7 protein-coding genes are annotated in these 11,083 nt (G+C 36.3%); 1 reads left to right on the top strand and 6 read right to left on the bottom strand.

The window, feature by feature from the left end:
* The 6 genes from P8M54_RS06600 to P8M54_RS06575 form a co-directional block, all read right to left on the bottom strand.
* On the bottom strand, positions 1-887 hold an 887-nt coding region (locus P8M54_RS06600; RefSeq protein WP_300286472.1), incomplete at its 3' end, for an alpha-amylase family glycosyl hydrolase.
* A 23-nt stretch (positions 888-910) separates the two neighbouring features.
* Positions 911-2,770 carry a glycoside hydrolase family 13 protein gene (locus P8M54_RS06595; protein WP_300286470.1) on the bottom strand — a complete coding sequence of 620 codons (1,860 nt, stop codon included), beginning with the start codon at positions 2,768-2,770 and terminating at the stop codon, positions 911-913.
* 194 nt (positions 2,771-2,964) lie between these two features.
* A complete protein-coding gene (locus P8M54_RS06590; protein WP_300286468.1) occupies positions 2,965-5,265 on the bottom strand; it encodes a glycoside hydrolase family 65 protein in 2,301 nt (766 codons plus the stop codon).
* An 85-nt stretch (positions 5,266-5,350) separates the two neighbouring features.
* On the bottom strand, positions 5,351-6,010 hold the full coding sequence (gene pgmB / locus P8M54_RS06585; protein ID WP_300286466.1) for a beta-phosphoglucomutase: 660 nt from the start codon (positions 6,008-6,010) through the stop codon (positions 5,351-5,353).
* A gap of 10 nt (positions 6,011-6,020) precedes the next feature.
* Positions 6,021-7,427 carry an MFS transporter gene (locus tag P8M54_RS06580; RefSeq protein WP_300286464.1) on the bottom strand — a complete coding sequence of 469 codons (1,407 nt, stop codon included), beginning with the start codon at positions 7,425-7,427 and terminating at the stop codon, positions 6,021-6,023.
* A gap of 195 nt (positions 7,428-7,622) precedes the next feature.
* On the bottom strand, positions 7,623-8,654 hold the full coding sequence (locus P8M54_RS06575; RefSeq protein WP_300286462.1) for a LacI family DNA-binding transcriptional regulator: 1,032 nt from the start codon (positions 8,652-8,654) through the stop codon (positions 7,623-7,625).
* A gap of 226 nt (positions 8,655-8,880) precedes the next feature.
* On the opposite strand from P8M54_RS06575, the gene P8M54_RS06570 reads away from it, so the two are divergent.
* The coding region (locus P8M54_RS06570; RefSeq protein WP_300286460.1) for a SusC/RagA family TonB-linked outer membrane protein at positions 8,881-11,083 on the top strand (2,203 nt) is incomplete at its 3' end.

The raw sequence follows: 11,083 nt of genomic DNA, 5'->3' as shown, positions 1-11,083 counted from the left end.
TCGCATTGTTTTTTGAAATCAGCCCAAACGCTTTCCTCGGTATGTTTTACGGTGTCGGCTCTGTAGCCATCTACACCGTAGTCCGTAATGTAATCAGTTAACCATTTTATGATATAGTAGCGCGGTGTTCTTGGGTAGCCTGTTCGTTTAAAAAAGGCATCCAGTTCCGCTACTTCCTGATCGTATCGACCTTCATTTTTCCATTTTTCTACAAGAAAAGGAGGCAGGTCTACATCTTGTGTACTTTCTGTTCGGATATCAGGTAAGTTAGCCACCAAGGTACACAAAGTGGTGTTGTCGAAGTTTTTATAGTCGCATGTTGGATTAGTACGAACCCAATAGTTAGGCCAAACGGTATCCACATCAGTTACGGGTCCTGTATGATTAATGACACCGTCGAGTACGATTCGGATTCCGTGAGCATGGGCTTTTTTTACCAAATTAGCTAGATCTTCTTTGGTTCCAAAATTGGGATCTAACGCGGTCCAATCCCTCGTCCAATAGCCGTGAAAGCCATAGCTCAGGCCTGTTCCTTCATCGACAGCATCGTGTATTTGTTCTACTATTGGGGTAAACCAAATCGCATTGATTCCTAGCTTATCAAAATAGCCTTCATCAATTTTTTTAGAAATACCCTTGATGTCGCCACCTTCAAAACCACGTAGTTTGCCTGCAGTTTTAATTCTGTTGTAGTTTAAATCGTTTAGTTTATCGCCATTGTTAAAACGGTCTGTCATTAAGAAATACACGGAGGCTGCTTCCCAAACAAAGGGTACTTTTTTCTTGGTTGTAACTGCAGTTGTGGTTTCTGTTGGTTTTTTCGTTGCGTTACAACTAGCTAAGAGAGCAATTGCGATTGTAGATAGTACTAGTATATTTTTTTTCATTGCTGAATAGGTTTTTATGCGTTTTATTGTAATTCTAAAATTAAAACCGACTTTGGCTCTAATTCGATTTCAGAGCTGATGTCAATTATTTTGTTAGTAAGGATGTCTTTTGCTGTTGTGTGTTTTTGAATATTTTCGGCAAAACGCTTGGTGCTCAGTTTTGTAGTATCCTTATTGTTGTTTAAAACAATCATTACGGTACTATCATCATCGTATCTGAAATAAGTGTACACATTATTTTCAGGAATGTAGTGCATCATTTTACCTAGGTGAACAGCTTTGGTTTTTTTTCGCCATTGAAAAAGCTTGGCTGTAAAATCAAAATAGTCATTCTGACCTTGTGATCTTCCCTCTGGCAGGAATGCATTAGATGCGTCTGCAGCCCATCCGCCAGGGAAATCGTGTCGAATGTCGGCATCGCCTTTTTCCTTATTCCCGCTCATCCCTATTTCGCTACCGTAATACAATTGAGGGATACCGCGAACGGTTGCAAGTACAGCCATAGCCATTTTGTATTTTCGAATATCGTTTTGATAAATTTCATTAAAACGATTGGTGTCATGATTTTCGGCAAAGACTAAAATATTGTTGGGATTGGCATACAAATAGTCATTGGTGAAATTATCATAGAGTTTGATCATTCCTTTGTCCCAGCTACCATCATCTTCATTGAATACTTTGCCCAATGCATCTAAAAGCGTAAAGTCCATTACCGAAGGCAAGTTCGAGTTGTAATTTTGGATTTTGCCAATTGGGCTGTCTTTTTGCCAATAGGCCATTTGTGAGGTATTTTGCATCCATACTTCACCCACAATATTAAAATTAGGATAAGCAGTCGTTATGGCTTTTGTCCATTTTGCAATTCCTTGTGGATCCGAGTAATTATAAGTGTCCACCCTGAAACCATCTAAGTTCGCATACTCTATCCACCAAATAGCATTTTGAGTAAGGTAGTTTAGTACTAAAGGATTCGATAAGTTTAAGTCAGGCATGGAGGGTACAAACCAACCTTTTACACAGGTTTCTTCATCAATTTTAGAAGCATGAATGTCTGTTATAGTTGTTCTCTTGTGATTCGTTTGGGTATAGGTTTCAAACTGATTGATCCAATCTTTTGTTGGCAAATCTTTGATCATCCAATGATTGATTCCCCAATGATTAGTCACATAATCCATTACGAGTTTCATGTTTTTTTGATGCAATGCCGCCGAAAGCCTCACATAATCCTCATTAGTTCCATATCTAGGATCAATTTTATAAACATCGGATTGACCGTAGCCGTGATAGGAATATTCCTTGTCATTGTCTTCGCAAAGGGGCGTACTCCAAATCGTAGTGGCGCCTAAAGCGGAGAGGTACTCTAAATTATTTATAATTCCTTGTATGTCTCCACCGTGTCTACCGCCGGGAAGTTCCCGATTGTATTTTTCGGTGGTTGTAGCGTCACTATCATTTTTGGTATTTCCGTTAGCAAAACGATCGGGCATAAGGAGATAAATCATATCTGATGAATCAAAACTTTGGCGTTCAGCCGAATTAGCGCGACGTTGCTTTAAGGAATATTTTTGTCTAATTGTTGCTTTGTCTTTGTTTTTAAAAGTAAACAACAAGTCTGATGCAGGAATGTTTTGGGTACTGATTGTTACAAAAAGGTAATTTTTGTTGTCGGTTTTTTTAATATCGGAAATAGGAATTCCATTCGATACCGTAACATCATAAGCCGCGATATTTTCTCCATAAAAAAGAATTTGAAGCTCAGGATTTTGCATTCCAGCATACCAAAAGGGTGGTTCGATTTTATTGATTTGAGCGGTTAGACTTAATGACATAAAGAAAAGGAATAAGGTTATTCTTCGTATCGATGATGTATGTTGTACGAACATAGTATTCAAATTTAGTCCAAAATAAGCGTATTAAAAATAATAGGGATAAAGATTTACTTTCCTAACTATTTTAAAATACATGTATTGGTGTGTTAGTAATTGGTATAAGTAAACAATCCCAAATGAATTTGGGATTGTTTGGTTACTTTAATTCTACTCTTTATTCTCAACCGACTTGCCGGTTTTAAATACTTTTAAGCGGTAACTGCTTTAGGAGTTACATTCATCACAGCATCATTCAATACAATTTCGATTGCGTTGTCTCCATCAACAGTAAAGGTTGTATTGCCATGAGAGACATTTACAGTTACTATTTGATTTCTAAAGTTTATTTTAAAGGAATATCCTTCCCACTCTTTTGGGATTTTTGGCGAAAAGTGCAATTGATTGTTTTTTACTCTCATTCCACCAAATCCTTCAACAATGCTCATCCAAGTACCTGCCATAGAAGTGATGTGACACCCTTCTTCAACCTCTTTATTGTAATCATCTAAATCTAGCCTAGAAGTACGTAAGTAAAAAGTGTATGCCATATCCATTTTGTCCAACAATGCGGCTTGGATGGAGTGTACACAAGGCGATAAGGAACTTTCATGAACGGTAAAAGATTCGTAAAATTCAAAATTATTTTTTAATTCTTCTTTTGAAAAATGATCTTCAAAGAAATAGAAACACTGCAATACATCCGCTTGCTTAATGTAAGGCGAACGTAAAATGCGGTCCCAAGACCATTTTTGGTTAATTGGTCTTTGTGATTTATCTAAATCAGCAACGCGTACCAGTTCCTTGTCTAAAAATCCATCTTGCTGTAAATAGACATTGTGCTCTTCACTAAAAGGGAAGTACATACTGTCAGATACTTTTTTCCAAGATTGCAGTTCTGTATCGGTGATTTTTACTTTTTCAGTAATGCGTTTATGATCCGAAGGATATTCTAGAGATACTTTTTGAATTTGATCGTATGTATATTCTAAACACCATTTAGCAATATAATTGGTGTAGAAATTATTGTTGACGTTGTTCTCATATTCGTTAGGACCTGTTACTCCTAAAATAACATATTGGTTTTTGTGAGTTGAAAAAGTCGCTCTTTGATGCCAAAAACGAGCGATAGCGATTAAAACTTCCAAACCTTTTTCAGGAATATAACTATAGTCACCCGTATATCTATGGTAGTTGTAAATTGCAAAAGCAATAGCACCATTTCTATGAATTTCTTCAAAAGTGATTTCCCATTCGTTATGGCATTCCTCACCATTCATGGTCACCATAGGATACAAGGCTGCGCCATTAGTAAAGCCTAGTTTCTCTGCATTTTCAATAGCTTTATCGAGCTGATTGTAGCGATAGGTCAATAGATTACGAGCCACTTCTTGGTCTTTGGTCGCCATATAAAATGGGATGCAATAGGCCTCAGTGTCCCAATAGGTTGATCCACCATATTTTTCACCGGTAAATCCTTTTGGTCCAATGTTTAGTCGGCTGTCTTTTCCTAGATAGGTTTGGTTTAACTGAAAAATATTAAAACGGATACCTTGTTGTGCTTTTACATCTCCTTCAATAGTGATGTCTGACATTTCCCAAATTTTTGCCCACGCATCTATTTGATCTTGTAATAACTGGTCGTATCCAATAGACAATGCCTCTTTTATTACTTTTTCAGCAGCTGAAACAGTATTGCTGTGATTTAAAGAAACGGTGTATCCTCCAAGTTTTTGAATAGATGATTTTTGGCCTTGAGCCACCAACACATCATAACTAAACTGAATTCGGTCAGTGGTTGTGTCAATATTTGCTGGTGAGATTGCAGTTCTTTTTCCGTTCTCCAAAATAGTATTTTGCATGAACGTTGTAACCTTAAAATGCGTTTTGAATGTTTGCGCTGTTACAAAAGCTTCATTTCCTGCTTTTTTAACCTCTAAAGGTTCCCAGAATTTTTCTTCCCAGTTGGCATCTTCATTGGTTACACCAGCATCGATATAGGGTTTGTAAACTATTTTAGCATCTTTATTAAGCGGTGTAATTTCATAATTAATACAGCCTAGTTCGTCAAGATTTAAAGATAGAAAACGTCGAATGTTTACTGCTATTTCGGTTCCGTTTTGTAAAGTTGCTTCAAAAGAGCGATTGTACCAACCTTCTTTCATGTTCAATTCACGTCGAAAGTTAGCCACATTTTTACACAGGTTCAAATCAAGATTTTCGCCATTTATTTCAATGTCAATCCCAATCCAGTTAGGAGCATTCAAAACCTTTGCGAAATATTCAGGATATCCATTTTTCCACCATCCCACTTTTGTCTTATCGGGATAGTAAATACCAGCAATATAGCTTCCTTGAAAGGTTTCGCTGCTGTAGCTTTCCTCAAAGTTAGCGCGTTGTCCCATGGCACCATTTCCAATACTAAATAAGCTTTCGGATGATTTGACACTTTCGCGATCAAAGCCCTCTTCGATGATCGACCAATTATCGGGTTTTATATAATCTTGATTCATTGTTGTCTTTTTAAGTTCTAAAAAAAGTAAAACGATTGGTTTATACTCTTGATTTCGTTTTATGTGTTTCGTTGCTTTAGCAGTTTTACTTGCTAATAAGGTTTTCTAAAAAGCTTTTTTGTATTTGGGTAAAGTCATCAAAAATAAACTGAGCTTCGTACAGGTTTTTTTTGTCACCTATACCAATACTCGTCATCTTGGCAATATTAGCAGCTTGAATTCCGGCAACTGAATCTTCAAAAACGATTGAATTTTCAGGGGTAATACCTAATTGTTGCGCAGCTATTAAAAATACTTCAGGATCCGGCTTGGCGTTTGTAACATCGTTACCGTCAACAATAGCATCGAAATAACTTATTATTCCTGTTTTTTCTAAAATAGGTCGAGCGTTTTTACTTGCTGAACCTAAAGCAATAGGCTGATTTTTATCTTTAAGAAATTGTAAAGTAGTTATAACGCCAGGTAGCAGTTCGCTTTGATCCATATCAACAAGGTAGGTAAGGTACTCCTCGTTTTTTTGAGTCAACCATTTGTTCTTTACTTCTTGTGAAACGGTTACTTTTCCTAATTCTAAAATTAAGTCTAGTGAGCGTACCCGACTTACTCCCTTTAAAAGTTCGTTATGTTCTAATGTGAAATCTATATTTAGTTCGTTGGCAATTTTTTGCCAAGCTAAAAAATGGTATTTGGCCGTGTCGACAATAACACCATCTAAATCGAATATAAATGCTTTTTTGTGTGTCATTTTAAAATTTTTATCCAGAAATGGCATTTTTATCAGTAATCAATAAATTACATAAGGCGGCTATTATAAGTGAGATACCAGCCAAAATCATTGCGTTAATGTGTGCTTCTCCTATTAGTTTATAAAAGAAGTTGATTCCGCCTAGCGCTGCAATAATTTGAGGAATAACAATAAACATATTGAAAAGCCCCATCATCATTCCCATTTTTTTTGGATTTACCGCACTGGAGAGCATTGCGTACGGCATGGATAAAATGCTTCCCCAAGCAAAACCTATTAATATAAACGAGTACATTAACGTCGCTGGAGTGGCAAAAAACATGTAAATGAAACCTAAGCCACCAAGTAGCAAGGACGCCATGTGAATGAACTTCCTATTAATTTTGTTTTTGGCAGTATAAAAGGTGAGTAATAAAGCAAATGCCATGGATGATAAACCGTAAACTCCTGTTGAGGAACCCACTAAATCCGCGGCATCATTAAACTCCTTATCTTTTTGTTTGTACTCCATTGCTTTTTGGTCTGAAAGGAAAATAACCTCATTAGCATCGTTTTTTAAAGCGTCTCCTTGCGAGTCAAGTTTAGCATACTCCTTATTGTCTGGTTTAGGGGCATTAAAAACATGCTCCGTTAATGCAGGTGTAGAAAGGCTCCACATAGTAAAAAAGGCAAACCAACTAAAAAACTGGATCAAACCTAGTTTTTTCATCGTCGCTGGCATTTCTTTTAAACTTTGGATTAGATCAGTAATGAAACGAGATTCTTTTTTCTCTAACTTAAACTGCACTAAATCAGCTGGTGGATCTTCTTTGGTGGTGAAAATCGTATATAAAATACTAATTAAAAACACAAAGGCTCCGACTGAAAATGCAATAACAACCGAAGGAGGAATTACCCCAGCAGCTGCCTCGTTAGTCACCCCAAGCTTTGTAACCAACCAAGGAAGGTTACTTGCAATCCATGTTCCAATACCAATAATTAAAGTTTGAATTACGAATCCATTAGACCGTTGTGATTCAGGTAATTTATCAGCTACTAAAGCACGAAATGGCTCCATGCTGATATTAATGGTGGAATCTAAAATCCAAAGCAAACCTGCTGCAACCCATAAAACGGGTGAGTGCGGCATGATAAATAAAGTAATAGAGGCTAAAATTGCACCAATTAGGAAATAGGGCTTTCTTCTTCCGAATTTTGGACTCCAAGTATTATCTGAAAGATAACCCACTATAGGTTGGACCAATAATCCAGTTAAGGGAGCGGCAATCCATAAACCAGGAATGTCGTCTACATTAGCGCCTAGTGTTTGAAAAATCCTAGACATAAACCCTCCTTGAAGGGCAAAACCAAATTGTATTCCGAGAAATCCAAAACTCATGTTCCAAATTTCCCAAAAACTTAATTTTCGCTTTTCCATTATCGTAATTTATTGTATTGATACGATAAGCGCGATGCTTATCAAAACTAATCTTGTTTTTTCGAAGTAAAAGTAGAAGCTTTGAATTGGTTGTAAATATAATTTTTTTTGCTACACTTTTATTTTTTGCATCTAAATATATTTAGATATTTTTAACTACACCGTTGTAGTTAATGCTTTTGTAACAAAAAAGTTTTAATTCGTTGATTCCCTTTCGATCAGATGCGTCTCAATAATTTCAGTTTTATAATTTTCTTCCTCCTCTTCTTTGTCATCTTCTTGGGCTTCAAGGCGATTGATTAAAATTTTCGCAGCTCTATTTCCCATTTTTATGCCGCTTTGACTTACTGTTGTGATTGTTGGAGTAGAGTATTTTGATATTATGCCATCTGTAAAGGCAATAACCGCAAGGTCTTTAGGTACATCTAATCCTAATTTATTTGCTGTTTTAATACAAGTAACTGCAAATAATTCGTTAACTGCAAAAACTGCATCAATTGCTTTGTCTTCTAGTAGTTGTGCAATTATAATTTCGCAATTGTCAACATCTTCAATTTTGATAATTAAATTTTCATCAAACTCAATATTGTTGTCCAATAGTGCTTTGGTGTATCCATCAGTTCGCAATTTACCAACGCTCACATAATCAACGGTAGTGACTAATGCGATTTTGCGTCGGCCTTTATCAATTAAACTTTGTACCGCCTCGTAAGCGGCTGATTTATCGTCTATAATTACCTTGTCGCAATATACTTCATTAGTTACCCGATCAAACATTACGACAGGCATTCCTTGGTTGATAACCTCAGTGATGTGATGAAAATCGCCTTTTAGTTGTGTCTCCTTCGAAAGTGACATGATAAAACCATCAATGCTACCATTCGCTAGCATTTCAAGGTTAAGTACTTCTTTGTCGAAAGAGTCATCGGATAGACAAATAATGACACTATAGCCGTTTTCATTGGCTACCTGCTCAATTCCATTGATAACTGTCGAGAAAAAATGGTGTACGATTTCAGGGATGATAATACCTATGGTTTTTGTCTTTCTGTTTTTTAAGCTCAGCGCTATATTGTTGGGTTTGTAATTGTAAAATTTAGCAAAAGCTTGCACTTTCAATCGGGTTTCTTCTCCAATTTCTAGACTGTTCCTTAATGACTTAGAAACGGTTGAAATAGATACGTCCAATTCTTTTGCAATTTGTTTGAGAGTTACCTTTCTTTTCATGATTGTATTATCAATAAAAATTATATTCTTAAAAAAAACACCATTTGGTTTAATTTCCTGCAATTTAAGTTTAAAATTAGTAAAGAAAACAGAAAGTTTTCAACACTATCACGTTTTCGTGAGTCAATTTCAGAAGCTGTTTGTCGAGCGCTTATTATTTTACATAAATTTAACATTCGAAGTAAAGGTAAAGCACAATAAAAACCAATTAAATTAAACAAAACGTATGAAAACAATTTATAAAAAGTTGTTATTTTTAGTACTGCTATTCCCGTTTAGTATTCTGGCTCAGAATACGATCAATGGAACTGTTTTGGACAATGTTACAAAACAACCCATTCCCGGAGTAAATGTAAATGTGCAAGGAACAATTAAAGGAGTTTCAACAGACTTTGACGGAAAATTTCAGTTGTCCAATGTTAAAAAGGGAGACGCAATTGTGTTTTCTTTCATTGGTTACAAAAATACTGTTGTTACGTACAGCGCTCAAAAAGCGTTGATGGTTGTTCTTGAGGAGGATCAAAATCAACTACAAGAGGTAGTTGTTCAAGTAGGTTACGGTTCAGTAAAGAAAAAAGATGCTACAGGTGCTGTAACAGTTTTGACTGCCAAGGACTTTAATAAAGGACCGGTAACATCTGCAGATCAAATGATTCAAGGTAAAGTAGCCGGTTTACAAATCACAAACGGTGGAGGTTCTCCTGGTGAAGGAGCGACCATTAGAATACGTAGTGGGTCGTCGCTTTCAGCAAATAACGATCCTTTATATGTGATCGATGGAGTTCCAGTTGCAGCAGGAGGAATTAATGGAGGAAGAAATCCATTAACTACAATAAACCAAAATAACATCGAATCTATTTCCGTTTTAAAAGATGCATCGGCAACTGCTATTTACGGATCTCGTGCTTCTAATGGTGTTATTATTATTACTACCAAAAAAGGAAAAGCGGGTGAAATGCAGGTGAGTTACAATGGTAGTTTGCAAGTTTCGGAAATCACTAAACAGGTTGATGCTTTAAGCACAGACCAATTTAAAGCGTTTATTACAGCAAACGGTACAGCCGCTCAAAAAGCCTTAGTTGGAACTGCTACTACTAATTGGCAAGATCAAATTTATAGAACGGCAGTAGGAACTGATCACAACGTTTCGTTTAGTGGTGGTGCAGATAATGTAGTGTATCGCGCTTCTGTAGGGTATGCTAACTTAAATGGTATTCTTAAACGTGACAACCTTCAAAGAACGACTTTGGGAGTTGGTGTTACAGGTAATTTTTTAGACAATCATTTAAAGATTGAGCTAAATAATAACACGTCTTTGATGCAAAATGATTACAGTAATCGTGGAGCAATTGGAGCAGCAATAGGTTTTGATCCTTCACAAGCGGTTAGAAATCCTGATGGAACATTTTTCCAATGGTATACTTCACCAACGGAAATTAATCAGTTAGCAGGTAGAAATCCGCTTTCTTTGATTGAGCAGTTTGACAACTACGGAACTTCTTATAGAAGTATTGGAAATATCCAAACGGAATATAAAATGCATTTTTTACCAGAACTTAAAGCGGTTGCTAACTTAGGGTACGATCAATTAAGTGGTAGATCATACGGTGGGACTTCGCCAAAATTTTTAAAAGGGTTCGCTGGGTCACTAGCTGGTAATACATATGTAAGTACTGCTGCCAGAAACAATAAGTTGATGGACTTGTTTTTAAATTACAACAAGAAAATCACTTCGATTGATACGCAACTAGATGTAACAGGTGGTTACTCTTATCAGGATTTTAGAGATTCAAATACATCTTCATCCTTTGATTTTAAAAATAACGTCAACAATGAAGATCCTACTGTTCCATCTCGTGTTAACCTTCAATCGTTTTTTGCGAGAACAAATATTACAATCGCTGATAAGTATTTGATTACAGCGTCGTACAGACGTGATGGAACTTCAAGATTCACGGAGACTTATCGTTGGGCTAATTTTCCAGCGGTAGCTTTAGCTTGGAAATTAAACGAGGAGGATTTCTTAAAGAATGTTTCGGCAATCAATAGTATCAAAATTCGTGGAGGATATGGTATAACAGGTCAACAGGATATTGGGGTTAGTTATCCATCTATCCCATTGTACTTAATTTCTAATAGTACGGCTCAATATCAATTTGGAAACACTTTTTATAACACCTTTAGACCACAACCGTATAATAGTAATTTAAAGTGGGAGCAAACAAGTACTGTTAATGCAGGTTTTGATTATGGGTTGTTCAATAATAGAGTGACCGGTAGTGTGGATGTGTATCAAAGAAACACAAAGGACTTATTATTATTCACTCAAAATCCATCTTTCTTTGGGTTTAGTAATGCGGATTTTTATAACGTAGGTTCGATCGAAAATAACGGTATCGAAATCGCTGCTGATGTGGTGCCGGTTAGAA

The organism is Flavobacterium sp., assembly GCF_029242675.1.
In the GTDB taxonomy this organism is placed as follows: Bacteria; Bacteroidota; Bacteroidia; order Flavobacteriales; family Flavobacteriaceae; genus Flavobacterium.
This window is presented reverse-complemented; position numbering and strand designations above follow the sequence as displayed.